General features: G+C 72.1%; 27 protein-coding genes. 15 read left to right on the plus strand and 12 right to left on the minus strand.

All coding sequences use genetic code 11. From position 1 onward, the window contains the following. Positions 1 to 24: 24 nt before the first annotated feature. Entirely contained in the window at positions 25 to 894 is an 870-nt protein-coding gene (locus A3CQ_RS57160) for a ClpX C4-type zinc finger protein (protein WP_020510320.1), read from the plus strand. A 25-nt stretch (positions 895 to 919) separates the two neighbouring features. Here the strand turns inward: A3CQ_RS57160 and A3CQ_RS0107570 are convergent, their stop codons facing one another. Beyond that, complete coding sequence (locus A3CQ_RS0107570) at positions 920 to 1,531, minus strand: nucleotidyltransferase domain-containing protein (RefSeq protein WP_020510321.1); 612 nt, start codon at positions 1,529 to 1,531, stop codon at positions 920 to 922. 53 nt (positions 1,532 to 1,584) lie between these two features. On the opposite strand from A3CQ_RS0107570, the gene A3CQ_RS0107575 reads away from it, so the two are divergent. After that, positions 1,585 to 2,307: a hypothetical protein gene (locus A3CQ_RS0107575; RefSeq protein WP_020510322.1), complete on the plus strand. Its 723-nt coding sequence runs from the start codon at positions 1,585 to 1,587 to the stop codon at positions 2,305 to 2,307. A gap of 38 nt (positions 2,308 to 2,345) precedes the next feature. On the opposite strand, the gene A3CQ_RS0107580 is transcribed toward A3CQ_RS0107575, so the two are convergent. After that, the gene (locus tag A3CQ_RS0107580; RefSeq protein ID WP_020510323.1) at positions 2,346 to 2,603 is read right to left on the minus strand and encodes a hypothetical protein; all 258 of its coding nucleotides are present in this window, start codon (positions 2,601 to 2,603) and stop codon (positions 2,346 to 2,348) included. A gap of 214 nt (positions 2,604 to 2,817) precedes the next feature. Between A3CQ_RS0107580 and A3CQ_RS0107585 the strand changes: the two genes are divergently transcribed. Further along, on the plus strand, positions 2,818 to 5,187 hold the full coding sequence (locus A3CQ_RS0107585; RefSeq protein WP_020510324.1) for a glycoside hydrolase family 65 protein: 2,370 nt from the start codon (positions 2,818 to 2,820) through the stop codon (positions 5,185 to 5,187). A gap of 222 nt (positions 5,188 to 5,409) precedes the next feature. Continuing rightward, positions 5,410 to 5,808 (plus strand): putative universal stress family protein, encoded by a 399-nt coding sequence (locus A3CQ_RS0107590; RefSeq protein ID WP_020510325.1) that lies wholly within the window; start codon positions 5,410 to 5,412, stop codon positions 5,806 to 5,808. A 45-nt stretch (positions 5,809 to 5,853) separates the two neighbouring features. Here the strand turns inward: A3CQ_RS0107590 and A3CQ_RS0107595 are convergent, their stop codons facing one another. Both A3CQ_RS0107595 and A3CQ_RS0107600 read right to left on the minus strand, forming a co-directional pair. Beyond that, complete coding sequence (locus tag A3CQ_RS0107595) at positions 5,854 to 6,327, minus strand: nitroreductase/quinone reductase family protein (protein WP_245577108.1); 474 nt, start codon at positions 6,325 to 6,327, stop codon at positions 5,854 to 5,856. A 250-nt stretch (positions 6,328 to 6,577) separates the two neighbouring features. After that, positions 6,578 to 7,675 (minus strand): cellulose binding domain-containing protein, encoded by a 1,098-nt coding sequence (locus A3CQ_RS0107600; RefSeq protein ID WP_026205428.1) that lies wholly within the window; start codon positions 7,673 to 7,675, stop codon positions 6,578 to 6,580. Between the two features lie 159 nt (positions 7,676 to 7,834). Between A3CQ_RS0107600 and A3CQ_RS51875 the strand changes: the two genes are divergently transcribed. Both A3CQ_RS51875 and A3CQ_RS0107610 read left to right on the plus strand, forming a co-directional pair. Then, on the plus strand, positions 7,835 to 8,653 hold the full coding sequence (locus A3CQ_RS51875) for an alpha/beta fold hydrolase (RefSeq protein WP_020510328.1): 819 nt from the start codon (positions 7,835 to 7,837) through the stop codon (positions 8,651 to 8,653). A gap of 61 nt (positions 8,654 to 8,714) precedes the next feature. Then, complete coding sequence (locus A3CQ_RS0107610; RefSeq protein WP_020510329.1) at positions 8,715 to 9,659, plus strand: endonuclease/exonuclease/phosphatase family protein; 945 nt, start codon at positions 8,715 to 8,717, stop codon at positions 9,657 to 9,659. On the opposite strand, the gene A3CQ_RS0107615 is transcribed toward A3CQ_RS0107610, so the two are convergent. Then, complete coding sequence (locus A3CQ_RS0107615; RefSeq protein WP_211216488.1) at positions 9,616 to 10,473, minus strand: helix-turn-helix domain-containing protein; 858 nt, start codon at positions 10,471 to 10,473, stop codon at positions 9,616 to 9,618. The genes A3CQ_RS0107610 and A3CQ_RS0107615 overlap by 44 nt on opposite strands. 25 nt (positions 10,474 to 10,498) lie before the next feature. On the opposite strand from A3CQ_RS0107615, the gene A3CQ_RS0107620 reads away from it, so the two are divergent. Both A3CQ_RS0107620 and A3CQ_RS0107625 read left to right on the plus strand, forming a co-directional pair. Beyond that, positions 10,499 to 11,068 (plus strand): dihydrofolate reductase family protein, encoded by a 570-nt coding sequence (locus tag A3CQ_RS0107620; RefSeq protein ID WP_020510331.1) that lies wholly within the window; start codon positions 10,499 to 10,501, stop codon positions 11,066 to 11,068. A 2-nt stretch (positions 11,069 to 11,070) separates the two neighbouring features. Beyond that, on the plus strand, positions 11,071 to 11,850 hold the full coding sequence (locus A3CQ_RS0107625; RefSeq protein WP_026205429.1) for an LLM class F420-dependent oxidoreductase: 780 nt from the start codon (positions 11,071 to 11,073) through the stop codon (positions 11,848 to 11,850). Positions 11,851 to 11,979: 129 nt separating this feature from the next. Here A3CQ_RS0107625 and A3CQ_RS0107630 read toward each other — a convergent pair whose 3' ends face one another. Beyond that, positions 11,980 to 12,723 carry a cupredoxin domain-containing protein gene (locus A3CQ_RS0107630; RefSeq protein WP_020510333.1) on the minus strand — a complete coding sequence of 248 codons (744 nt, stop codon included), beginning with the start codon at positions 12,721 to 12,723 and terminating at the stop codon, positions 11,980 to 11,982. 118 nt (positions 12,724 to 12,841) lie between these two features. Here A3CQ_RS0107630 and A3CQ_RS0107635 point away from each other — a divergent pair, with 118 nt between their 5' ends. The 5 genes from A3CQ_RS0107635 to A3CQ_RS51880 are packed head-to-tail and all read left to right on the plus strand — an operon-like array spanning position 12,842 to position 15,968. After that, positions 12,842 to 13,567 (plus strand): hypothetical protein, encoded by a 726-nt coding sequence (locus A3CQ_RS0107635; RefSeq protein ID WP_020510334.1) that lies wholly within the window; start codon positions 12,842 to 12,844, stop codon positions 13,565 to 13,567. Then, positions 13,564 to 13,911, plus strand: coding sequence for a transcriptional regulator (locus A3CQ_RS0107640; protein ID WP_020510335.1), 348 nt, complete (start codon positions 13,564 to 13,566; stop codon positions 13,909 to 13,911). Before A3CQ_RS0107635 ends, A3CQ_RS0107640 begins: the two co-directional genes overlap by 4 nt. Continuing rightward, positions 13,908 to 15,008 carry an alpha/beta hydrolase family protein gene (locus A3CQ_RS0107645; RefSeq protein WP_020510336.1) on the plus strand — a complete coding sequence of 367 codons (1,101 nt, stop codon included), beginning with the start codon at positions 13,908 to 13,910 and terminating at the stop codon, positions 15,006 to 15,008. Before A3CQ_RS0107640 ends, A3CQ_RS0107645 begins: the two co-directional genes overlap by 4 nt. Before the next feature lie 22 nt (positions 15,009 to 15,030). Next, on the plus strand, positions 15,031 to 15,489 hold the full coding sequence (locus A3CQ_RS0107650) for an Rv0361 family membrane protein (protein WP_020510337.1): 459 nt from the start codon (positions 15,031 to 15,033) through the stop codon (positions 15,487 to 15,489). After that, entirely contained in the window at positions 15,489 to 15,968 is a 480-nt protein-coding gene (locus A3CQ_RS51880; protein WP_020510338.1) for a TSUP family transporter, read from the plus strand. Before A3CQ_RS0107650 ends, A3CQ_RS51880 begins: the two co-directional genes overlap by 1 nt. A 23-nt stretch (positions 15,969 to 15,991) precedes the next feature. Here the strand turns inward: A3CQ_RS51880 and A3CQ_RS0107660 are convergent, their stop codons facing one another. Genes A3CQ_RS0107660 through A3CQ_RS0107680 form a run of 5 tightly spaced genes read right to left on the minus strand, consistent with a single transcriptional unit; the run spans position 15,992 to position 22,210 of the window. Next, positions 15,992 to 16,855, minus strand: a complete 864-nt coding sequence (locus A3CQ_RS0107660; protein ID WP_026205430.1) for a PaaX family transcriptional regulator — start codon at positions 16,853 to 16,855, stop codon at positions 15,992 to 15,994. Beyond that, a complete protein-coding gene (locus A3CQ_RS0107665) occupies positions 16,852 to 19,224 on the minus strand; it encodes a bifunctional salicylyl-CoA 5-hydroxylase/oxidoreductase (RefSeq protein WP_020510340.1) in 2,373 nt (790 codons plus the stop codon). Before A3CQ_RS0107665 ends, A3CQ_RS0107660 begins: the two co-directional genes overlap by 4 nt. Further along, complete coding sequence (locus A3CQ_RS0107670) at positions 19,221 to 20,822, minus strand: AMP-binding protein (RefSeq protein ID WP_020510341.1); 1,602 nt, start codon at positions 20,820 to 20,822, stop codon at positions 19,221 to 19,223. Before A3CQ_RS0107670 ends, A3CQ_RS0107665 begins: the two co-directional genes overlap by 4 nt. 12 nt (positions 20,823 to 20,834) lie before the next feature. Further along, positions 20,835 to 21,731 (minus strand): acyl-CoA thioesterase, encoded by an 897-nt coding sequence (locus A3CQ_RS0107675; protein WP_020510342.1) that lies wholly within the window; start codon positions 21,729 to 21,731, stop codon positions 20,835 to 20,837. Continuing rightward, positions 21,728 to 22,210: a cupin domain-containing protein gene (locus A3CQ_RS0107680; protein ID WP_020510343.1), complete on the minus strand. Its 483-nt coding sequence runs from the start codon at positions 22,208 to 22,210 to the stop codon at positions 21,728 to 21,730. The genes A3CQ_RS0107675 and A3CQ_RS0107680 overlap by 4 nt, the downstream gene beginning before the upstream one ends. Positions 22,211 to 22,248: 38 nt before the next feature. Here A3CQ_RS0107680 and A3CQ_RS0107685 point away from each other — a divergent pair, with 38 nt between their 5' ends. Further along, positions 22,249 to 22,674 (plus strand): RidA family protein, encoded by a 426-nt coding sequence (locus A3CQ_RS0107685; protein WP_020510344.1) that lies wholly within the window; start codon positions 22,249 to 22,251, stop codon positions 22,672 to 22,674. Between the two features lie 27 nt (positions 22,675 to 22,701). Then, complete coding sequence (locus tag A3CQ_RS0107690) at positions 22,702 to 23,439, plus strand: FHA domain-containing protein (protein WP_211216489.1); 738 nt, start codon at positions 22,702 to 22,704, stop codon at positions 23,437 to 23,439. Between the two features lie 7 nt (positions 23,440 to 23,446). Here the strand turns inward: A3CQ_RS0107690 and A3CQ_RS0107695 are convergent, their stop codons facing one another. After that, complete coding sequence (locus A3CQ_RS0107695) at positions 23,447 to 24,997, minus strand: serine/threonine protein kinase (protein ID WP_026205432.1); 1,551 nt, start codon at positions 24,995 to 24,997, stop codon at positions 23,447 to 23,449. Positions 24,998 to 25,051 lie beyond the last annotated feature (54 nt).

Raw genomic sequence — 25,051 nt, forward strand, 5'->3', positions numbered from 1 at the left:
CTCGCGACAACGTAACGTTGTCGCATGGCCACCGACCGGCCCGGCCGCTTCGACGAGCTCGTCGCCCGGGTCCACCAGCACGCGGCCGCCGCGGAACCGGCCGCGCTGCTCGACGCCGCGGCCGCGGTGAGCGCCGAGCAGGCCGCCGACGCCGACCGGCTGCTGGACCATTTCGTCGCCCACGCCCGCGTCGCCGGCATGTCCTGGACCGACATCGGCGCCCGCCTCGGGGTCACCAAACAGGCCGCCCGGCAACGCTTCGCCCCCGCCACGGCGATGCCGTTCGCCGCCCACCCCGCGGCCCGGCTGCGGGCATGTCTCGACCAGGCGGCACGAGAGGCCCGGGCCGACGGCGCGGCCGACATCGGCACCCATCACCTGCTCGCCGGCCTGTTCACCGAGGGCGTGGCCGCCGGCATCCTCGAGCGCCTCGGCGTCCACGCCGACCAGATCCGGACGACGTCGCACGCGCTGTTCGGCCCGCCGGCCGCGTCGTCTCCCGACGACGACCCGCCCATGTCGGCCGAGGCCACCCGCGCTCTGGACTCCGCCGCGCGGAACGCCGCCGCCAACGCCACCGGCGCCGCCCCACCCGAGGTCCGCACCGAGCATCTTCTCGCCGTGCTCGCGCTCGACCCCGGCAGCCGGTCGCGCCGGGTTCTCAACGAACTGCACGTCGACATCGCGGCCCTCAAACGCGAGCTGCAGTGCCACATCACCGTCAACCCGGCCCGCCCGGCCCGCTGGTGGAAACGCCGGCCGGCGACCCACGCCTGTTCCTTCTGCGGACGGGCGAGCGAGCCCGGCCTCCTCGTCAACGGGCCCGGCATCGCCATCTGCGGCGCGTGCGTCGCCCTCGCCACCGAGATCCTCGCCGCCCGGGAACCGGCCTAGGACCGCGCCCCGGCCGGCGGGGAGGTCAGACCCCGCGGCGGAGCCGGGCCCGCCACGGATGATCCGGGTGGACCAGCCCGAGCGTGGCGTCCAGCCAGCCGCGCTCGGCCCGGGACATCAGCGGCAGCGCGCCGGTGAAATCGCCCTCGTCCTTGTCCCGGTGGTGCTTCGCCTTGAACAGCAGCGTGGCCTCGATCGCCAGGTACGGGATCCCGTCACCGGTCCGCCGGATGATTTCCCCGTACGGCCGGCGGATGCGCTCCTCGTCGCGGCGGCAGACCCAGATGTCCCCGTCGTGCGGCTCGCGGAAGACGTCGAAGCGCCACCGGCCGGCCGCCGGATCCCAGGCCCAGGTCTGATGCGACTCACCGGCCAGTGCCTCGGCCGTCAGCGGCACTAGGACGCCCTCGCTCACCGGCACCCAGAACTCCAGCTCGGGGAAGAGCGGCGGCAGCAACCCGAAGTGCGCGGCCGGCACGGCGATCTCCAGGTCCTCGTGCTCGCGGGTCTGCCCGCCCCGGAACAGATCCACCGACCAGCCCGCCGCCACGTACCACGGAACCGGCAGATCGCGGAGACGGCCGGCGATCCGGCGGGGGTGCCAGGCGTCCCAGGCGTCGAGATCGGGCTGACTCACGACCGCGACCTTACCGGCCGCCCGGGCTGGCCACGGCTCCTTACCCTGTCGACATGCAGCTCACCGAGTTGAGCGTCATGGGGTTCCGGACGTCGATCACCACGTTCCGGCGGCCCGCCGGTGGGCTGCGCTGGGTGGTCATCCCGACGATCCACATGGGACACGCCGACTACTACTGGGCGATCTGGCAGCGGCTGCGGTCGTGCCAGGCGGTCATCGCCGAGATCTGGGACGGGCCCAGCTCGACCGGGATGATCTTCGCGGACGCGATGCGCCTGGCCCGGCAGCGCGCCAGCCGCGACCTGGTGCCGCAGGACATCGACTACGGCGCCCTCGGCGTACCGATCATCTTCCCCGACGCCTACCTGGCGCCGAACGCGGACCCGGACCGCCAGATGTCCCGGAAGGAGCGGGTCACCGCGAGGGTGGCAACGCCGCTGCTCGCCCTGCACATGGCGATGACCGGCGACGGCGACTGGCTCGCCACGACCCCGCTCGAGGTCCACGACCACACCGAGGTGCCGCGGGACGACAGCGACATCAAGCGGGAGGACCTGCTGCTCGGCGTGATGCGGGAGATCGACGGCGAGTTCGCCACCGAGGACATGGAGGTGGCCGTCGTCTTCGGCGCGCTGCACATGCCGACCGTCGTCCGGGAGCTGACCGGCAAGCTCGGCTACCGGGTGATCCGCGGGGCGCAGTGGCTGACCGCGATCGACTACGACGAGCCACCGCACCTGCGCAAACCCACTCTGGACGGCTGGATGGACTGGTAGTCCACCCGCCGGGCCGCCGGGACGTCCTGACAAGGTGCTCAGTGGCGCCGCCGGCGTAGGCCGTCCACGGCCACGCCCGTACCGATCACCGCGGCGACGCCGCACGTCAGCAGCACGCCGGCCACGCCCCAGGCGACCATCGCCACCGACAGCAGGCCCCACGCCAAGCCGCCCAGGACCGCGACGGTGACCGCCAGCCGGCGGGACCAGCGACGCCGGCCCGTCAGCGACGGATAGTCAGCGGCCAGCTGAGCGACGATCTGGTCGAACTGGCGCTGTCTGTCGTTGGCTTCCATCAGGCCACCTCCCGGCCGGGGAACGCCGCGCCCGCGCCGCTCCAGTCGTGATCCGCCGCGGCGTGCCTCCGACGCGAGCATAGGCCGGTGCGCCGGTCCGGCGCGGGGGCCGATGGTCCCGTTTCCGGAGGTCCGGTTCCGCGGAATTCCGGCGCCGGCCGCGGGCGAGTGCAGGATGGGGTGTGGCGCTGTCGTCCGGCGAGAGGAAACCCCTGTGATCCGGCATCCGGCGTACCCCGTGGAACCGTGGCGGGTGCGCGAGACGCATCTCGACATCGAGCTCCTGGCCCGGTCAGAGTCGATCTTCGCACTCTCCAACGGCCACATCGGGCTGCGTGGCAACCTCGACGAGGGCGATCCGCACGCCCTGCCGGGGACGTACCTCAACTCGTTCTACGAGCTCCGCCCGCTGCCGTACGCGGAGGGCGGATACGGCTATCCCGAGTCGGGGCAGACGATCGTCAACATCACCAACGGCAAGCTCATCCGGCTCCTGGTGGACGACGAGCCGTTCGACATACGCGACGGGCGGCTGCGGCGGCACGAGCGTGTGCTCGACCTGCGTGACGGCGTGCTGCGCCGCGAGGTGGAGTGGGAGTCCGGCGCCGGCCGTGCCGTGCGGGTGCGCTCGACGCGGCTGGTGTCGTTCACGCAGCGATCGATCGCCGCGATCGAGTACGAGGTCACCCCCGTCGACGCCCCGCTCCGGGTGATCGTGCAGTCCGAGCTGGTGGCCAACGAGACTCTGCCGGGCCCGCTCAAGGATCCGCGGGTGTCGGCGGTGCTGAGAGCACCGCTGATCGCCGAGGACTGCCATGCGAGCGATACCGGCGCGTCACTGGCTCATGTCACACGCGAGAGCGGCCTTCGGCTGGCCGCCGCGATGGATCACTTCGTCGAGGGCCCGCCCGGAGTCCGCTGCACCGGCGAAGCGGAACCCGACCTGGCGCGCACCACGGTGGCGTGCCGGCTCGCGCCCGGACAGCGGCTGCGCGTGGTCAAGCTGATCGGCTACGGCTGGTCGAGCCGGCGCTCGCCGGCCGCGATCCGCGACCAGGTCGCCGCCGCGATCGAGGGCGCCCGGTTCGAGGGCTGGGACGGCCTGCTCGCGGCGCAGCGGGCCTATCTGGACAGGTTCTGGGACGGTGCCGACGTCGAGCTCGACGGCGACGCCGAGGCGCAGCAGGCGGTCCGCTTCGCCCTGTTCCACGTGCTGCAGGCCGGGGCCCGGGCCGAGAAACGGCCGATCGCCGCCAAGGGCCTGACCGGACCGGGGTACGACGGGCACGTGTTCTGGGACACCGAACGCTATGTGCTGCCCGTGCTCACCTACATCCAGCCGCGCGCCGCACGGGAAGCGCTGCGCTGGCGCCACGCGACGCTCGACCTGGCCCGGGAGCGCGCGGCGATGCTCGGCTGGGCCGGCGCGGCGTTCCCGTGGCGGACGATCCGTGGCCACGAGTGCTCCGGCTACTGGCCGGCCGGCACGGCGGCGCTGCACCTGGCGGCGGACGTCGCCGACGGTGTCACACGCTACGTGAACGCGACCGGCGACGAGGGGTTCGTCCGGGAGGTCGGCGTCGATCTGCTCACGGAGACCGCGCGGCTGTGGGTCTCCTTCGGCCACCACGACCGGCACGGCGTGTTCCATCTCGACGGTGTCACCGGCCCGGACGAGTACACCGCCGTGGCCGACGACAACGTCTACACCAATCTCATGGCCCGGCGGAACCTGATCGCCGCCGCGGACGCGGTGACGGCCCATCCCGACCGGTTCCGGGCGCTCGGCGGGAGCGAGGAGGAGATCGTGTCCTGGCGGGCCGCGGCGGCGGCCATGCACATTCCGTACGACGAGGAGCTCGGCGTGCATCCGCAGGTACGCGGGTTCACTCTCATGCGGGAATGGGACTTCGACTCCACCCGGCCGGACGACTATCCCTTGCTGCTGCACTTCCCGTACCTGGACCTGTACCGCTCGCAAGTCGTCAAACAGGCGGACCTGGTGCTGGCGATGCACTGGTGCGGTGACGCCTTCAGCGCCGAGGAGAAGGCCCGCAACTTCGCCTACTACGAGCGCCGCACCGTACGGGACTCGTCGCTGTCCGCGTGCACCCAGGCGATCATCGCCGCCGAGGTCGGACACCTGGAACTGGCGTACGACTACATCGGTGAGGCCGTGCTCATGGACCTCTACGACCTGCATCGCAACACCCGTGACGGGGTGCACATCGCGTCCCTGGCCGGAGCCTGGCTGTCGCTGGTCGCGGGGCTGGCCGGCATGCGCGACCACGGCGGCCGGCTGTCCTTCGCGCCGCGCCTGCCACGCGCCATCGATCGGCTCGCCTTCTCCCTGCTCTGGCACGGGCTGCACCTCCGCGTGACCGTCCGTCCCGGGGAGGCCGCCTACTCGCTGCGGGACGCGGGCGACGATGCCCGGCTCGAGCTGTGGCACCACGGCGAGCGGCTGGTGCTCACCCCCACCGCCCCGGTGACCCGGCCCGTCCCCGCGGCCCTCCCCCTGACCGGCGAGCCGGTCCAGCCTCCGGGACGCCGGCCCGTTCACCGGGAGAATCTCATGCGGTGACCGGGCCGCGCCGCGGTGGTCCCGCCGGCGCAACGAGACGCGGAGCCGTGGTGACCACCCGCCGGGTTCGGGGGACCAACGGCCCTGGGCGAGGCCGAGCCGGCGAGCGATGCTGACCCCGAGCCCACCGCCGGCCGGCGGCCCGGCGGTCGCAGAGCACAGGGACGGTCGCGGCGGCCGCGGACCGGGCGCCGGTGGGCTCACCGAGCAAGGGAGGCCGTCATGTCCACGCAGATCGAACCGCCCCTCGTGCTGGCCGCGGTCGACGAGGACGGGAGCGCCGGCGTCGTCCTCATGTACGCGTGGCAGGAGGCCCGGCGCCGGAAACTTCCGCTGCGTGTCGCGCACGTGCGGACCCGCCGCGAGGCGATGACGGACAGCGACCGGCTGCTGACCGCATCGCTCTACGACAACCTGCCGCCGGACGAGGCGGCCTCGGTGGAGCGGCAGATCCTGCACGACGACGATCCGGCGCGGGCCCTCGCCGCGCTGAGCCACGACGCCGCGCTGGTGGTCGCCGCGGCCGGCACCCTCGGCGAGACCGTCAAGAAGCTCGCCGCGCTGGCCGCTTGTCCGGTCGCCGTCATCCCGGTGACCCCGCGCGTCGCGGCGAGGTGGTGAGCGAGCACCGCGAGCCCCGGGAACAGGGCCGGGACACGCGCCCCGTCAGGGCCGCGGCGTCACGCGGAAGACGGGATATCCGGCGGCGATCCGCTCGAACTCGGTCACCGGCGCGTGCCGGTCAACCGGCACGTGCGGGCGCGCGCCCGGCGCGACCGCAAGGAACCGGCGCAGGATCGGGGCACGCTCGCCGGGATCAACCTCGGCCAGGTGGACCGGCTCACGCCGGCGGTGGCGCAGCACCACGTCGCCGCCCGCGGCCCGCACGTTGGCGACCCAGTTCGCCTCCTCGCCGAGCATGGAGACAAGGTAGCGCTCCCCCTCGTACCGGGTCACGACCAGCGGGCAGGACACGATGTGCCCGGTCCGGCGGCCGGCCACCTCCATCGTGATCCAGTCGGCGGGCGCCAGGATGCCGGAGCGGAAATGGAGCGCGGACACCCGGTTGAGCGCACGGGCCAGCCCGCTCGGACGACCACCGCGGTACATCCGGCGCCGCACGGCGTTGCTGATGATCATCAGATGCACCCCCTCTCGCCCCCACCGTACGGACGCGAACCGTGCCCGGGGCAGGGCCGAAGTGCCCCCGCCGACGAGGACCGACGGTCGGCTCGGCCGCCGATTGCGAAGGCCCTACGGCGGCGGACCGCGGCGCGAGAGCCGGAGACCGGTGCCGAAGCCACCGCCCGTACCCTCCGGCTTTGCCGCTCTCACCTGGGAGGCGCTCCCCGCCACCGCGCCGACCGGCCGGCGCACAGCCTGCCGGCCGTCACGCGGTCAGGGTGCAGGTCACCGCCGGGACCGCGTTGGCGGTGGCCGACGAGGCGAGGAAGCCGAAGGTGGCGGTGCCACCGGCGGCGAGGCGGCCGTTCCAGTCGACGTTGCGGGCGGTCACGGTCGCGCCGGACTGGGTGACCGTCGCGTTCCAGGCCTGGCTGATGGTCTGACCGTTGGCGTAGGTGAACGTCGCGGTCCAGCCGGCGGAGGCCGACGAGGAGCCGTTGCGGACGGTGACCTCGCCCTGGAAGCCGCCGGTCCATTGTGAGACCACCTTGTAGGTCGCCGTGCAGACGCCGGCCGGCGGCGGGGTGGTGGGCGCGGTCGTGGGCGGGGTCGTCGGCTGGGTCGTGGGCGGGGTCGTCGGCGGGGTCGTGGGAGTCGTACCGCCCAGGACCCGTGCGACCGCCGGATACCAGGCGTCGGACATCTTCTGGAAGCCGGCGTCGTTCGGGTGGACGCCGTCGACGTTGTCGGCGACCGCATCGTAGCCCGTCCACAGGTCGGCGACGGTGATCGGGGACTGGGCGGTGCTGAGGCCCGCGGCCCAGGCCGGGATCGCGTTGTCGAGCGCCGCGACGTCGGCGGGGCAGGTGGAGCAGGCGGCCGCGCTCATCGGGATGATCTTCGCGACGACGATCTTCATGGCCGGGTTCTGGGCGCGCATCTGGCCGACCAGCTTGGTGAAGGCGTTCAGCTTGTCCTGCAGCGGGATGTAGCCGCCCCACATGTCGTTGGTGCCCAGATGCATGAGGACGACGTCGGGCTTGGCGGCGGCCAGCCACGGCGGCAGCTGGTCATTGTTCGCGATGCCGGTGGCCGCGTAGCCGCCGTGTCCCTCGTGGTCGAAGTCGTACGAGTAGCCGGGATTGCAGCCCCCGCCGTCGGACTGGGTGCCGACGAAGTCGATGTTCGTGTAGCCGGCGGTCTGCAGCCGGTGCCAGAGCTTGGCGCGCCAGCACCCCGGCCCGGCGGTGATCGAATCACCGAGCGGCATGATCCGTACGGGGGTGGCGGCCTGGGCGGGCGGCGCCACGATGACGGCGGCGGCGACCGCGACCAGCACGGACAGCAGGAACCTACGCGACACGGCTGTTCCTCCGTATTGAGACACATCAATGGGAGCGCTCCCAAAGCATCGACGCTGCCGCCCGGCGAGTCAAGAGCCGGGCCGGGCAGGTGTCACAAGTCGGCGCGGCCGGTCGTCCCCTCACCGACCGCAAGACGCACCGACGGAAGGCACGACACCATGACACTCGCGTTCACCCGCCGCGGCACCGGGCCGGTGCTGGTTCTCCTGCACGGCATCGGATCCGCCCGCCAGGCCTGGGATCCGGTCATCGACGAGCTGGCCGAGCGGTTCGACGTGCTCGCGATCGACCTGCCCGGCTTCGGCGAGTCGCCGTCGCTGCCGCCGGAGGTCGAGCCACTGCCCGCGGTCATCGCCGCGACCGTGGCCGCCTTCCTCGACGCCGAGGGCGTGGAGACGCCGCACGTGGCCGGCAACTCCCTGGGCGGCTGGGTCGCGCTCGAGCTCGCCGCCATCCGCCCGCTCCGGTCGCTGACCCTGCTCTCGCCGGCCGGGCTGTGGCACGGCGAAACCCCGCTCTACAACCGGATCAGCCTGCGTACGACCCGGTGGCTGGCCCGGCATCTCACGGCGCTCGCCTGCCGTCTCGTCCGTTACCGCGCCGGCCGGGTCATCATCCTCGGGCAGACCCACGGGCAGCCGGCCCGGATGTCGGCCGGCTACGCACGCGCGGCGGTGCGCGCGATGGCGGACTGCCCGGGATTCGAGGCGACGATGAGGGCGACCGAGCCGCGCTGCTACCGGGCGGGTCCGCCCCTCGACGCGCCGGTCACCGTCGCCTTCGGGTCGCGGGATCGCCTCCTGCTTCCCCGTCAGTCCCGGCACCTCGGCGAGTTGCCCCCGGACACCCGCGTCGAACCCCTGGCCGGCTGCGGGCACGTCCCGATGGCCGACGATCCCGGCGCCGTCGCCGCGCTCATCACCGCCGGCGCCTCACGCGCCCGCGGTCGCGCTCCCGGCTCGTACGGGATGATCTAGGAATTGAGCAGGCGAGGGCGACCGTCACTCTCTGTGATGATGCTCTTGCTATCGTCGAGCCATGTCGATGCGGCCGATGATCCTGACGGCACTCGCCATCGCCGTTGTCTACGCGATCGGCGGGGACGTCGGCGCGCCACCGCCGAGGGCCCGGCTCGTCCGGCAGGCGTCGATCCCCCACCCGCCGGCCACCGCGATGGATGCGCTCGCCGGGCCGCCCACCCTCGCCGACCTCGACGTCATGACCTTCAATCTGCGGTACGCCGGCGACACCGCACCGAATTCGTGGGCGCAGCGGCGCCCGGTGATGCGGGCTCTGCTGACGAAGGAACGGCCGGACCTGATCGGCACCCAGGAGGGGCTCCCCGCTCAGCTGCGCGACATCCGGAGCGACCTGGGCGCCGGCTACGCGTACATCGGAATGGGCCGGGACGGGGGCGACGCCGGCGAGCACATGGCGATCTTCTTCGACAAGGCCCGGCTGCTCCCGCTCGAGTCGGGGAACTTCTGGCTCTCCGAGACGCCGGCCGTCCCGGGGTCGGTCAGCTGGGGCGCCGGCCACACCCGGATGGTCACCTGGGTGCTGTTCGCCGACCTCGCGACCGGCCGGCACTTCTACGCCGTCAACACCCACCTGGACAACGTGAGCGAGAACGCCCGCCGCCACGGCGCGGCGCTGCTGCGGGAACGGCTGCGCGCGTTCGAGTCGCTGCCGGTCGTGCTGACCGGCGACTTCAACAGCCCGGCCGAGCCCGGCGGCTGGGTCTACCACCTGCTGACCGACCGGACCGGCCTCGCCGACGCCTGGCTCGACGCCCAGCGCCGCGGCCCGGCGTACGCGACGATCCACAACTATCGAGGGCTCGTGCCCGGCGGCGAGCGCGACGACTGGATCCTCACCACCCCGGGGATCACCACGATGGCCGCCATGATGAACACGCACAGTCATCAGGGACAGTTCCCTAGCGATCACCTGCCGGTCCAGGCCCGCCTGCGCCTGCCGTGACCCGCCGGCGGTAGGCGGAGGGGGTCTCGCCGCAGTGCCGGGCGAACGAGCGCGCGAACGCGCCGACATCGTCGAAACCGACCGCGATGGAGACCTCGAGGACGGAACGATCGTCCTCGGCCAGCATCGCCATCGCCCGGAGGACGCGCGCGCGGAGCAGGTACGTCCGCCAGGACATGCCCATGCGGGTGTGGAAGGCGCGGCGCAGGGTCCGCTCCGAGACCCGGACCGCGCGGGCCACCTCACCGGCCGTGACGCCGGCGAGGTGGGCGCGGGTGTAGTCGGCGGCCGCGGCGACGGCCGGATCGGTCGTGACCGGCAGATTCAGCGGCATCTCGTCGTCCAGGGCCTCCGCGACGACGTACGCCAGGGTCTGGAAGAACGAATCGGCGTGCGGCCCCGACTCCGCGCGGCCGATCGGCCACCGCTCCGAGTGGAGGAACATCTCGCGCAGCATCGGGGAGACGGCGATGATCCGTACGCGATCGCCTGGTGGGGAAATGAGCCCCGGGTCGAAGAGCACGGCGAGGGTCTGCGCGCCCGCGTGCAACGTCGTCCGATGGGGCAGGCCCGCCGGAATCCAGGCCGCCTGATGGGGTGGCAACAGGTAGTGGGCGGTCTCGGTGCGGACCTCGACCAGCCCGCGGCAGGCGTACTCGATCTCGTGCACGTCGTGGAAGTGCCGGCCGGTCTCGACGCCGTCGCCGTCATACATCAGGCTGCCGGCCGACCGGCGCGGATCGGCCCGCAGCTCGACCAGGCCGGTGGTGGCCACTCGAACCGGATTGTTGGCCGAATCGGCAGGGACGGTCACACCGAGAGACCCTACAGTCGTGGGGGTGGCCAAGCTGATCTGCACCGCGATGACATCCCTCGACGGCTACATAGCCGACGAGAAGGGCAATTTCGAGTGGGCCGCGCCCGACACCGAGGTGCACGCCTTCGTCAACGACCTCGAACGGCCGATCGGGACCTATCTGTACGGCCGCCGCCTCTACGAGACGATGGTCTTCTGGGAGACCTTGGCAACGCCGGACCAGCCGCCGGTCATGCTCGACTACGCCCGGCTGTGGCAGGCCGCCGACAAGATCGTGTACTCGACCACCCTGGACGACGTGCGCAGCGCGCGCACCCGGATCTCGCGGACGTTCGACCCCGATGCCGTCCGGCAGCTGAAGGACTCGGCTTCCCGCGACCTCAGCATCGGCGGGCCGACGCTCGCCGCCCACGCGTTCCGGGCCGGGCTGGTCGATGAGGTACGCCTGTTCGTCTCCCCCGTCATCGTCGGCGGCGGAACACCGTTCCTCCCCGGCGGGCTCCGGCAGCGGCTGGTCACGCTGGACGAGCGCGGATTCGACGGCGGGGTGGTGTACACGTGCTACCGGGTGGCCGGCCCGCCTAGTCTGTGATCATGACTTCGAGGCCCGTCCGGATCGGCGTACAGATCCAGCCGCAGCATTCCGACTACCGGGGCATCCGCCGCGCCGTCGCCGAGGCGGAAGACCTGGGCACGGACATCCTGTTCAACTGGGACCATTTCTTCCCGCTCTCCGGCGACCCGGACGGGCTGCACTTCGAGTGCTGGACCATGCTCGCGGCCTGGGCCGAGCAGACCTCGCGGGTGGAGATCGGCGCGCTGGTCACCTGCAACAGCTACCGCAACCCGGAGCTGCTGGCCGACATGGCCCGCACGGTCGACCGGATCGGCGACGGCCGGCTGATCCTGGGCATCGGCTCCGGCTGGTTCGAGCGGGACTACCAGGAGTACGGCTACGAGTTCGGCACCGCGGGCGGGCGGCTCGACGACCTGGCCGCCGCCCTGCCCCGCATCGAGTCCCGCCTGGGCGCGCTGAACCCGCCGCCGACCCGCAAGATCCCCGTCCTGATCGGCGGTGGCGGCGAGAAGAAGACCCTGCGGCTGGTGGCCAAGCACGCCGACATCTGGCACAGCTTCGGCAACGCCGCGACGATCGAGCGCAAGACCGGCATCCTGCGGCAGCACTGCGCCGACGTCGGCCGCGATCCGGGCGAGATCGAGCTGTCGGTCGCGGTGTCCGGCAAGCCCGGCGAGTCCGGCCCGGCCCTGCTGGAGCAGGGCGTCACCCTGTTCACCGTCGAGACCGGCGGGCCGGACTACGACCTCACCGAGCTGCGGCACTGGCTCGCCTGGCGCGACGAGATCAACGGCTGACCCGCCCGTCCGCGCTCGGCGCTGGACACCGTTTGGACCCGAGGTCTCGGGCTTCCGCGCAGCGGCCCTGGCCGCGGTGGGGCGACCGCGGCGAACCCCCGGGGACGCGGGCCTTGCCGCCGAAGGGTATTAGTCCGCCTTCACCGTGATGGTCACCTTCGCGCTGCTGTGCTGGAGGCTGGTGCACGTGTAGCGCCCCGGCTCGTCGAGGGCCAGCAACTGCGTCTCCCCCTTGGCGAGCCGGGAGTTCTCGCCGTTGTCGTCCTGGCCGCAGACCACGGTCTGGGCCGTGCCGGACCGGTTCGTCACGGCGAAGTTCTCCGTCGCGGCCACGGTGACCTTCGCCGGCTCGAAGGCGTACCCGCCGGACGGTGCGGCGACGATGGTCAGGCTGTGCGCCGGCGCCCGGCACCCGCTGTCGCCGGAGACGGTCAAGCGGAGCACGGCGCCGGCGCTGCGCACCGTGAAGGCGCCCTCGTCCGGGAACTGGATGACCTGGCGCTCGCCGCGGTCGACCACGCTGGTGACGATGCCCGCGTCGGGGCTCGTCGTCAGCGTCCGGGCGGCGCCGGACCCGTTGGTGATCGCGAGCGCGGCGCCACGCTCGATCGTGAGGCCGGCCGGGCTGAACGCGTACGTCCCGCCGGTCTTGGTGATCTTGACCTTGGTGGCCCTCGTGCATTTCGGATCGATGCCGCCGGTCGCCGTGGTTCCCGTTCCGGCCTTCCCGCCGGTCGTCGCCGCGCCCGCGCCCACCGTGGCCGGCGACCCACCGGGCGCGGCCGGGGCACAGGCCATCAGGGTCGCGAGCGTCGCGGCCACGGCACAACCGGTCAACCACGGACGGCTCATCTCCAGCGCTCGGCGCACCATGCCTCCATCGTCGGGCTCGAAAACTTGGTCACCGGGTAGTACGGACCGGCGGCGCCTACAGATGCGCGTCGCCAAGTTGGGGCTAGCGCCAATAGGTTTGCTGTGAAAACCTATTGCCATGACCACTGACTCGGTGTCCACCGGTGACGACCCTCACCGCCTCCTCTCCGACGTGCGCCTCCTGGCCGGCCGCGTGCGCCGCGACCAGCGCCTGACCTGGGTCGCGCTGCTGGTGCTGGCCGCGGTGACCCTCGTCGCGGTCCCGTTCGACTGGCTCTTCATGAAGGTGCAGTGCGACGACGGTGGCTGCATGTTCTCGCGCCGGGCCATGCTCTACTACTGGCCGCCCGCGCTCCTGCTTGCCTATGCGGCGATCGCCGTCAGCTACGTGCGAGCCGCCCGGGCGCGGGGGCTGGGTGCCCGAGTGCTGCCGTACGCGATCACCGGTGCCGCGACCGCCGTCGTGCTCACGGCCGCGTACACGGCGGCGGCCGCCTATTTCCCGAGCCACCCGCCCTTCGGGGGTGGCCCGATGCCGTTCTGGTGGATCGTGCTGGACCGGCTGATCGCACCGTGGGGCCTGATCGGGCTTGCCCTGCTGGTGCTGGCCCGCCTGGAACGCAACGTCCCGCTGCTGCTGTTCACCCTGGGCTATCTGGTGCTGGTGCTGCTGGTGGTGCCGACGACCGAGGGCATGCGACTGCCGGATTGGCTGATCCCGTCGTTCCTGTCGGGGACGACCACCCAGCTCCGGCTGTCGATGACGCCACCGCAGCTCATCGCCGGCGCCGTGCTCCTGGCGGGCGGGATCGGCTTCTCCCAGGCCCGCCGGAGGCAGCGGTGACCGCCCAGACCGGCACCCCCGACCCGTCCGGCCACCCGGTCATCGGCCTCGACGAGGTCGTGCACCAGCGGGTGCGGCTGGGCATCCTCGCCATCGCGCACGAGGCCCGGCGCGTCGAGTTCGGCTACCTGCGTACCCAGCTCGACCTGACCGCCGGCAACCTCTCCAAGCACCTGAGCGTGCTGGAGACGGCGGGCCTGATCGACATCGAGAAGGGCTACGAGGGCAAGCGCGGCCGCACCTGGATCACCATCACCCCCGACGGCAACGCCGCCCTCGCCGAGGAGATCGGCCGCCTGAAGGTGCTGATCGCCCGCGTCGAAACCACCACGGAGGACAGATGACCCTGACCCGCCGCGGCCTGCTCGCCGCCGGCCTGGCCGTCCCGCTCGCCACGGCCGCCGGTGCCGGCCGGGTCGTGGCGGCCCCGGCCCGGCTCACGCTGCCCGCACCCACCGGCCCACACCCGGTCGGCACCGTGTCGCTGCACCTTGCCGACCGCGACACGATGGCCGGCGTGTGGTACCCGGCCGCGCCCGGCGCCCGGCGTCATCCGCGGGCGCCGTGGATGCCGGCCGCGCCGTTGCGGGCGCTCCTCGAGGACAACGGCTTCGACCCCGGCGTCGCGGCGGGACCGCTCACGTCGGGCCGCGAGGGCGCTCCGGCGCTCCCCGGCCGCCACCCCGTGATCCTGTTCTCGCACGGCGCCGGCGGCCACCGTTCCGAGGCGACCGTCGTGGTGCAGGAACTGGCCAGCCACGGCTACGTCGTGGCCACGGTCGACCACCCCCACGACTCCTATGTCGAGTTCCCGGACGGCCGGCTCGCCGTCCCCGACGACGAGTCGACCACGCCGTGGACCCACGCCGACGACGTCCTGTTCGTCCTCGACCGCCTCGAGAAGGCAGCCACCGGGCACCTTCCGCTGCCCGCCGGACTGGCCGCCGCGCTCGACCTGCGCCACGTCGGCGTGTTCGGCTTCTCGAAGGGCGCCACCGCCGCCGCCCTGGTCATGAACGTGGACAGCCGCGTGCGGGCCGGCCTCAGCTTCGACGGCCCGATGGAATCGGGGCCACGGCCAGCCGCGCTGGACCGGCCGTTCATGCTGATGACCGCGGACTTCACCCGGGCCGATGCGCCGCCCGTCGAGGAGTTCTGGCGGCTCCTGCGCGGCTGGCGGCTCAACGTGCGGGCCGAGGGCGGCCGGCACGGCGCCTACTGCGACCACGAGTCGCTGATTCCGCAGCTGGCGAGGCTGATGGGCTGGACTGCCGAGGAGCTCGAGGGCTGGATCGGCAAGCTGGACCCGGTTCGCGCGACCCGGATCCAGCAGGCCTACCCGCTGGCCTTCTTCGACCGTCATCTCCGCGGCGCCCGGAGCCGGCTGCTCGACGGTCCGAGCCGGGCCTTCCCCGAGGTGCGGTTCCTTCCCGGCCATTGATCGACGTTGTTACCTTGCGTTCATGGGGTATTTCCCGCCCTCGCCTCCTCCGCCGCCGAAGAAGAACACGACGCGGACTGTCCTCATCATCGTCGGCGCGGTGCTCGCACTGTGCTGCTGCGGCGCCGTCGTCGGCGGCTTCGCGTTGTTCAAGACCGCGAAGAACGCGGTGGGCCCGGTTCAGGACTCGGCCGACGCGTTCGTCAGTGACCTCGAGTCGGGGAACACCGCCGCCGCGTACGCGAGCCTCTGCCCGCAGGCGCGGAGCGCGTTCACCGCGGCGCAGTTCGACCAGATCGTCGGCACCCGGCCGAAGATCACGAGCCACGACATAGTGTCGGCGTTCGTGCGCAACATCAACGGCAAGACCACGGCCTCGGCGGACGCGCAGCTGCGGTACGCCGACGGCAGCTCCGAGACCCACACGCTCGTCATGGTGAAGGACTCCGGCACGTGGCGGGTGTGCGGCAACCCGTACTGATGACGCACGGGTCGTGGTGGTACACGCTCGCCGTCGTGCTGGTCGTGGCGGTGGCCGCGGCGGCGCAGGCGCTCAGCGGGATCGGCTTCGCGCTCGTGGCCGGGCCACTGCTCATCCTCGCGCTGGGGCGGGCCGACGGCGTACGGCTGGCCGTGGCTCTGTCGTTGTTGCTCAACGCCGTGATCCTGGCCGGCACCTTCCGGCACGCGCGGTGGGGCGACGCGGCGCGCCTGTTCGTGCCGGCGGCCCTGCTGGTCTGGCCGGCGGTGGTGCTGACCAGTCACCTGCGGGCGGACTGGGTGCTGGCCACCGCCGGCGCCGCCGTGCTCGCGGGGGTGGGACTGCTCGTCTCGGGCAAGCGGGCGCACTGGGTCGACCGGCCGGTCGGGGCGATCGCCGCCGGCTGCTGGCCGGGGCGGGCGCGGTCTGGCCGTTCGCAAAACGCATCGGGGCGGGCACGGCGCAGGCGGTCGCCTTGACGATGGCGGCCCTGGGCGCCGTCTCACTGATCGTCCGCGCCCTGTCCTAGGTAGGGGTGGACGACGGTGTGGGCGTACTCGCGGGCTCTTGCGCGCAGCGCCCCGTTCAGCTCCTCGAACAGCGCGGCGGCCAGAACCCCGTTCCAGTCCGGCGGCAGGAGCGACAGCGGCAGTCCCGGGTCGCGGTAGGGCAGTCGCCGCCACTCGGTGAGCATCGGCACGTACATCTGGAAGGCCTCGAGCGGGGTCGGGCCGCCGGCGGTGATGCGATCCAGGAGCGGGCGATGGCGGCGGAGGAAGTCGGCGTACAGGGTGGTGAGCTCGTCGAGGTCCCACCACTGGCGGACCTTCGCGCGCGGGTCGCCGAAGGCGAGGTAGTTCCCGGCGAAGATGTCGACGTAACCGGCGAGGCCGCGCCGTTCCAGGGTGCGGCGGGTCTCGGCGGCCAGGTTCTCCGGCGCTATCCACACACCCGGCGCCGCCGTGCCGAAGCCGAGGCGGGTCAGGCTGGTGCGCAGCGCGTGCCGCTTCTCCCGCTCGGACTCGGGGACGGAGAAGACGACCACCACCCAGCCCTCGTCGGCGGCGGCCCGGGTGCGCTCGAAGATGCGGACGTCGCCCTCGGCGAGCACCTCGAGGGTCGGGCCGTCGAGGGAGTAGCCGGCCGCGCCGTCGTGGCGCTCGCTGCCGAGCACGCCCCGCCGTTTCAGGCGAGAGATCGAGGATCGGGCGGCCTGTCCGTCGACGCCGAGGTCGGCCAGGAGCCGCACCACCGACGCCACGGACAGCCAGTTGCTCTCGGCCCGCGCGTACAGGCCGAAGATGGTGAAGATCAGCTGGGAGATGCGGGTGTCGCGGCCGACCGCCGGCTCCGCGTCCACCGTCATGCTCGTACCGTACTGGAGCGGTACGGCCGCCACCGCAGATGGGTGTCGATCCCGCTCTCGTCCGCGCGCAGCAGCGAGAGCCGGGGCCGGACCGCGTCGGTACGCCCGGCCGGCGGTTTGCGGCTGCCCGCCCGGAACGGCGCGGGCCAGTCCGCGGCAAGACCCCGATACTCCTGTTCGGCCGCGGCGTGCAGCGTCCAATGTGGGTCGTACAGATGGGTGCGGCCGAGCGCGCAAAGGTGGGCTCGCCCGGCGAGCAGGATCGAATTCACATCGTCGTACGAGGCGATCGCGCCGACGGCGATGACGGTGACGCCCGGGACCTCGTGCTTGACCCGGTCGGCGAACGGCGTCTGGTAGGAGCGGCCGAAGGCGGGCCGCTCGTGCCGGGCGACCTGGCCGGTGGAGACGTCGATGGCGTCGGCGCCGTGCTCGGCGAACGCGCGGGCGATCGCGACGGCGTCGTGCTCGGTGTTGCCCTCCTCGATCCAGTCGGTGGCCGAGATCCGCACGCTCATCGGCCGGTCGGCGGGCCAGACGGCGCGAACGGCGTCGAACACCTCGAGCGGGAACCGCAGCCGGTTCTCGAGGCTGCCGCCGTAGTCGTCGGTCCGCCGGTTGGCGATCGGGGACAGGAACGACGAAAGCAGGTAGCCGTGGGCGCAGTGCAGTTCGAGCAGGTCGAAGCCGGCCGCGGCCCCCCGGCGGGCGGCGGCGACGAAGTCCGCCACGACCTGGTCCATGTCGGCCTGGCTCGCCTCGCGCGGCACGTGACAGCCGGGCCCGTACGGCAGCGGCGACGGGCCGATCACCGCCCAGTTGCCGTCGGCCAGCGGCTCGTCCATGCCCTCCCACATCAGGCGGGTCGAGCCCTTGCGGCCGGAGTGGCCGAGCTGCAGTCCGATCCGGGCGGTGCTGCGGTCGTGCACGAAGTCGACGATCCGTCTCCAGTGGCCGCGCTGCTCGTCGTTCCAGATGCCGGTGCAGCCCGGGGTGATCCGCCCCTCCGGCGACACGCAGACCATCTCGGTCATGACCAGGCCGGCGCCGCCCATGGCCTTCGAGCCGAGGTGCACGAGGTGAAAGTCGCCGGGGACACCGTCGGCCGCCGAGTACATGTCCATCGGGGACACCACGATCCGGTTCTTCAGTTCAAGACCGCCGAGACGGTACGGCTGGAACATCGCCGGCGCGACCGTGTCGAGCCCGTGCTCGGCCGCGAACGCCGCGTCGACCCGGTCGGCGAACTCGGCGTCGCGGGCGCGCAGATTCTCGTACGTGATCCGGCGCGATCGGGTGAGGAGGTTGAAACAGAACTGCGTCGGCTCCTGATCGGCGTACATCGCGATGTTCTCGAACCACTCCAGCGACGCCTGCGCGGCCCGCTGGGTCGACTCGACCACGGGACGCCGCTCCCCCTCGTACGCGAGAAGTGCGGTGGTGATGTCGGGGTTCTCGTGCAGGCACGCGGCGAGAGCGAGCGAGTCCTCCATGGCGAGTTTGGTGCCGGACCCGATCGAGAAGTGCGCGGTGTGCGCGGCGTCCCCGACCAGGACCAGGTTGCCGTCGTGCCACTGTCGATTGCGGACGGTCGTGAAGTTGAGCCACTTCGAGTTGTTGGCCAGCAACTGGTGTCCGGCCAGCTCCTCGGCGAAGATCTCCCGGAGCCGTTCGATGGCCGGCTCGTCGGAGACGCCGGGCGGCAGCGGCACGTCCCCGGCGGTGTCGAACCCGGCCCGGCGCCAGACCTCCTCGTGCATCTCGACGATGAAGGTGGAGCCCTGCTCGGAGTACGGGTAGCCGTGGACCTGCATGGTTCCCCACGGCGTCTGCTTGATGAAGAACTGGAACGCCTCGAAGACCAGGTCGGTGCCGAGCCACATGTACTTGTTGGGCCGCCGGTCCAGGGTCGGGCCGAAGACGGAGGCGTGCGCGGCCCGGATCGGCGAGTTGGCGCCGTCGGCCGCCAGCACCAGGTCGTGCGTGGCCCGCAGCGCCTCGACGTCCGGCGCGAGCGTCGAGAAGTGCACGGTGACGCCGAGTTCCCGGCACCGCCGCTGGAGCAGGCCGAGCAGCTCCTTGCGGCTCATCGCGGCGAATCCCTGTCCGCCGACGGTGTGGCTGGCGCCGCGGAAGTGGATGTCGATGTCGGTCCAACGGGCGAACCGGGTGGCCATCGCCGCCGCGAACTCGGTGTCGGCGTTGTCGATGCCGCCCAGCGTCTCGTCGGAGAACACCACGCCGAAGCCGAACGTGTCGTCGGGGGCGTTGCGCTCCCAGACGGTGATGTCATGGGCCGGGTCGAGCTGCTTCATGAGCGCGGCGAAGTAGAGCCCGCCCGGTCCCCCGCCGACGATCGCTACCTTCATTGCACTCCTGCCGGTGAGTCCTCGGCGATCCCGCGCAGCACGAAATGCTGCAGCTTCCCGTTCGCGTTGCGCGGCAACGAATCCCGGAAGCGGACGTCGCGCGGGTACTTGTACGGCGCCAGGATCTGCTTGACGTGGTCCTGGATCTCCTTGGCCTTCGCCGCGTCGCCGGTCACGCCCGGCCGCAGGACCACGAAGGCGCAGACCACCGAGCCGCGCTCGCTGTCGGGACGCGCCACGACCGCGCTCTCCAGCACGTCGGGGTGGGTGTCGATCGCGGACTCGACCTCGGCGTTGCCGATGTTGTAGCCCGAGGAGACGATCAGGTTGTCGGTACGCGATCGGTAGAAGAAGTATCCGTCGTCGTCCCGGACGAACGTGTCCCCCGTGACGTTCCAGCCCTTCTCGACGTACGCGTGCTGGCGCTCGTCGTCGAGGTAACGGCAGCCGACCGGCCCGATGACGGCGAGCCGCCCGGGCTCGCCGGCGCCCAGCTCGGCGCCGTCCGGGCCGAGGATCGCGGCGCGCCAGCCGGGCACCGGCCGGCCGGTGGCGCCGGGGCGGATGCCGTCGCCGGCCGCGGAGATGAAGATGTGCAGCAGCTCGGTGGTCCCGATGCCGTCGATCACCCGCAGGCCGAGGTCGTCGCGCAGCCGCTCCCAGGTCGACTGCGGCAGGTGCTCGCCGGCCGAGAGCGCCAGGCGGAGGCCGGCCAGGTCGCCCTCCCGGCCCTCGCGCAGCATGGTCTTGTACGCGGTGGGGGCCGTCGCCAGGGCGGTGACGCCGTGGCGGGCGACGAGCTCGGCGAGCTGGACCGGTGTCGTCGCCTCGGTCAGCAGCGAGCAGGCGCCGGCCCGCAGCGGGAAGACGAGCAGCGCGCCGAGCCCGAAGGTGAACGCGAGCGGCGCCGAGCAGGCGACCAGGTCGTCCTTCGTCAAACCCAGCACCTGGCGGCCGAAGGTGTTGTCGATGGACAGCAGGTCGCGGTGGAAGTGCATGGTGATCTTCGGGGTGCCGGTGCTGCCGGAGGTGGGCGCGAGCAGCGCGACGTCGTCGGCGGCCGTTTCCACGTCGACGAACTCGCCGGATTTGCCCTCGGCCCGCTTTCGCAACTCGGAGTAGAGCACGTGGTCGATCTCGGGTAGGACAAACCGGTCGTCGACGAGCGTGATGGCCGGCCGGGTGCGGGAAGCGACCGGCCCGATCTCCCGGATGCGCAGCGCCGCCATGGTGGTGACGACGACCCCGCCCGCCTTGAGCACGCCGAGCCAGGCCGCGACGGTCCACGGATTGTTGGGCGAGCGCAGCATGACCCGCTGCCCGGGGACCAGGCCGAAGTCCTCGGTGAGGACCTGGGCGACCTGGTTGGCCCGCAATCGCAGCTCACCGTACGTCCACGTCTCCCCGGACGGCGTGCGCAGCGCCGGCCGGTCCGCGCCGAACCGCGCGGCCGGCTTGTCGATGAGCTCGGTGGCCGCGTTGAGGCGGTCCGGGTAGCGCAGCTCGGGCAGCGTGAACTCGAGAGCCGGCCAGAGGTCCGCGGGCGGTAAGTGGTCGCGGCTGAACGTATCGGCGTGAGCGGATGGCGAGAGCCCCACGGGAATGTCCTTTCAGGACGCGCGAATCATGCCCTCCTGGGCGACCGTGGCCAGATGCCGCCGGTCGCGGGTGAAGAAGCGCCCGGCGCCGAGGCCGCGACCGGAGTCGGCGGCCACCGCGTCCTGCACGTACAGCAGCCAGTCGTCGACGGAGCCGGCGCGGTGGAACCACATCGCGTGGTCGAGACTGGCGGTGACCAGCCCGGGCTCGGCCCAGGGGCGGCCGAGCACGCGGAGGATGGGCTCGAGGATGGTGTAGTCGCAGACGTAGGCGAGGGCGGCGGTGTGCAGCTGCTCCCGGCTCAGCCCGTCGACCGGGCGCAGCGGGTCGAACGGCTTGACCCAGACCGCCTGGTGCGGCGTCCGCTCCCCCTCGACCCGCAGGTAGACCGGGCCGGGAACGTGCCGCATGTCGAAGCCGCGCCCGTTCGACCAGTACGCCTTCGACGCGGCCGTCATCGTGCCGGTGCCCGGCGGCTCGTCCCGCAGATAGTCCGCCGAGCTGGGCAGCGACGACGGGTCGGGCACGCCGTCGGGGAACGGGGTCGCGAACGCGTCACCGGCCTCCCCGGTGTGGAACGACGCCATCGCCGCGTACACGACCTTGCCGGCCTGGTATGCCCGCAGGTGCCGGGTGGAGTAGCCGCGCCCGTCGCGCAGATGCTCCACCTCGTAGCGGACCTCGGCGCCGATCTCGACCGGCCGCAGGAAATAGCTGTGCATCGAGTGGATCGCCCGGTCCGGTCCGACCGAGCGGACAAGCGCGGCCGTGGCCGGACCGACCAGGTCCCCGCCGTACGCCTTGGGCCAGGGGCAGGGTTGCGGCGTGCCCACGTACGCCTCGTCGAAGTGCTCGGCCTCGACCGGCTTCAGCGTGAGCGCGGCGGTCACCACCTCGGAGGTCGTCACCGGTTCACCCAGCCGGGCAGCTCGTCGTCGGGCACGTCGGCGAGGTTGACCACGATGTTCTCGGGCGTGCGCGTGGTGAGCCAGGTGAGCGGTTCCGACCGGCTGCGATTGCATTCGATGTGCGGCATGAACGGCGGGACGAACACCCAGTCGCCCGTCTCCATGTCGATGTAGTCCTCGAAGCGCTCGCCGAAGTAGATGCGCGCCTTGCCGGACAGCACGTAGCCACCGGTCTCGGCCTCGCCGTGGTGGTGGGTCACGGAGCGGTAGCCGGGGTCGTTGTGCACCTTGCCGAACCACAGGCGGCGGGCCGGGGTGTGCTGGATGCTCACCCCGGACACGCGGATCGCCCCGCCCGAGTTGGCGGTGTCGCCGTGCTCGAGGCCACCACGGGTCACCACGGGGGCGACCAGGCCGCTGGGCAGCCGGTACATCGAGTTGTCGCCCTCGAGGACATAGTTGCTGAGGTCGGGCTCCATATCTCGTATTTTTCACGGCCGTCACATAAAGTCAATGCATGACGCCGATCCCCGTGAACCCGGGCTCCCTGCCCGCGCCCCGCGGCTACTCGCACGGCACGCTCTCCGGCAACACGCTCTACCTGGGCGGGCAGACCGCTCTCGACGCGGACATGACGATCGTTCCGGGCGGCATCGTCGAGCAGTTCCGCCAGGCGTTCGGCAACGTGCTCACGACGCTTCGCGAGGCCGGCGGCGAGCCGGAAGACCTCGTCTCGATCACGATCTATCTCACCGACATCCCCGACTACCAGGCGCACGGCAAGGAGATCGGGAAGGTCTGGCGGGAGCTCGCCGGGCCGGTCTACCCCGCGATGGCCGGCATCGGCTGCACGAGCCTGTGGCAGCCGGAGGCGTTGATCGAGATCCTCGGGGTGGCGGTGATTCCCGACCGCAGGCTTCGCTCGCCGACCGCCGCCGCGTAGTCTGCCCGTGACGACGCGTGAGGAGGCGTGGCTTTGCGGGTAGCGGGGGTCATCGTGCAGAGCTGCGACAATCCACCCACCGTGCGGGAGCTCGCGCCCGGCCAGGCGGCCACCTTCGGCCGCGGCTCCGCGCAGAGCCCGGTCGACATCGCCCTTCCCGACGTGGCGATCTCGCGGGTGGCCGGGCGGATCCTCGCGGTCGAGGACCACTGGCTGGTGAGCAATCTCAGCGTTCGCAACACCTACGTGATCGAAAATCCCGAGGGCGGCGGCGAGTTCATCAAGGTCGCGCCGCGCCGGCTCGAGATGCCGGTCCCGTTCGAGTTCTCCCGCGTGATCGTCCCCGGCACGGACAAGTCCGCCGCCTTCTACGTCTTCGCACCCCAGCACGCGTACGCGGACATCGCCGCCGTTCCCGACGGATCGGCCGACGCGACCCGCACGTCGTTCCCGCTCGACGAGACCGCGAAGTACTTCATGATCCTGCTCGCCCTCTGCGAGCCGCGGCTGCGCAACGCCTCCAGCCCGGTCATCCCGACCGCGCCCGAGATCGTCGACCGGCTCGCCGGCCTGCCCGCCACGACCGGCCTGACCCGGGCGGCGGTCAACTTCCACATCGACTATCTCGCCCGCGAGAAGCTGCGGGTCAAATCACCGGACAGCACCGAGAAACCCAAGGCCGACTGGCAACGGAACGCTCTCGTCTCGCTCGCGCTTCAATTCGATCTCGTACGCGAGGAGCACCTGGCCCTGCTTTCCCAGTGACCGATGGCTATGACTCCACTGGGGTCGGAGCCACGGCACCGGCGGGTCGATATTGGGTCAGGTACCCCCGCAGGCGGTCGATGTAGAGCGTCAGCTTGGGCCGGCCGGTCGGTATCCCGTGCGCGTTGCGGACGACGTCCGTCGAGGTCCGGTAGGCGGCGGCCAGGTTCTCCTCGGGGCTGCCCGGCACCTCCTCGAGCTTGGGCGCCATCCAGCACAGGTAGCGGCCCACCGCGGGAATCGACACGTCGGGCGGGAACGGCGGCGCGGGGATCTTGTCGCGCTGCCCGGCCGGCAGGTAGAACTTCAGCACCCCGGGGGTCCAGCGCGCGATGCCGTACTCGTCCGCCGCCGGATCGGACAGGGCGGGGTCGAAGCCGCTCTCGTCCTTGAGCATGGCCGCCACCAGCACCGGCGACACGGCCTTGTTCTCCGGGCACATCGTTCCGGCCTCGACGATCAAGTCGTAGTACTCCGGCGGGATGTCAGCGTCCGTACGGAAATAGTGTTGGTATTTGCCCGTCTGTGACGCGACCGCGTCGGCGGGATGCCCGGACGGAAGCGCCCAGACCAGCCCGGCGACGGCGCCGGCCACGCCGAGCAGGCTCGCGGTGGCGACGGCGACGCGGCGCCGGGTGTAGCGGAAACGCCGGACCGGATCGCCGGCGACGATCTCCAGTGCCCGCCGGTGCAGCGACGCGGCGTCATGGCGCCGCCGGGTGGCGTGATCGGGCGCCAGGCAGTCGGCCACGAACCCCCGCCACGGCTCGGCGAGCTCGTCGGGCAGGCTCAGCGGCTCCTGGCCGGTGGCGTAGGCGGAGGCGGCCGAGGCCCGGGCCCGCGCGGTCACGCCCGGGAACGGCAGGCGGCCGGTCAGCAGCCGGCAGGTCACGACGCCGAGAGCCCAGATGTCGGCGGTCTGCCGGACGGCGGTGCCGTGGTCGCGCACCGGCTCGGCCCAGCGCTCGGGCGGCACGTAGTCGGAGGTCCCGCCGGGCGGCAGGTAGGCGTGTGTGCCGTCGATCTCCGCGGCCAGCCCGAAGTCGGCGAGCCGGGCCGAGCCGTCCGGCATGAGCAGGATGTTTCCCGGCTTCAGGTCGCCGTGCACCCAGCCCGCGCGGTGCAGGTGGGCGAGGGCGCCGCCGACGTCGGCGATGATCCGCGGGGCGTCCGGCAGCCCGCCACCGTCCGCTCTTTCCAGCGCGGCGGCCGCCGACTCGGCCGCCAGTTCCAGGGCCAGCACCGTGACGCCGTCGAGCGCCGGGCAGTCCGGGTCGTCGATCACGATGATGTCGAGCACCCGGATCAGCCCGGGGTGCTCGACCCGCCGGTGCACCGCGACCTCCCGCTCGGCCATGTCGGCAAGATGACTGAGCTGGCGCGAGGTCAGGGTGCCGGTCGGGATGAACTTGAGCGCGGCCACGCGCGGCTCACCGGGCCCGGCGCGCTCCGCCGAGTAGACGCTGCTCCAGCTTCCACTGGCCAGGGCCTCCCCGACACGCCACCCACCGACGACGTACCCCGTCGGGACGTGCACCGTGCAGGTTGCATGGTTCATACCTGGAACCTTTCAGGTACCCGTATCGAACACTGTCCATGATGCTCACTCGCG

The organism is Paractinoplanes globisporus DSM 43857, assembly GCF_000379645.1.
In the GTDB taxonomy this organism is placed as follows: domain Bacteria; phylum Actinomycetota; class Actinomycetes; order Mycobacteriales; family Micromonosporaceae; genus Actinoplanes; species Actinoplanes globisporus.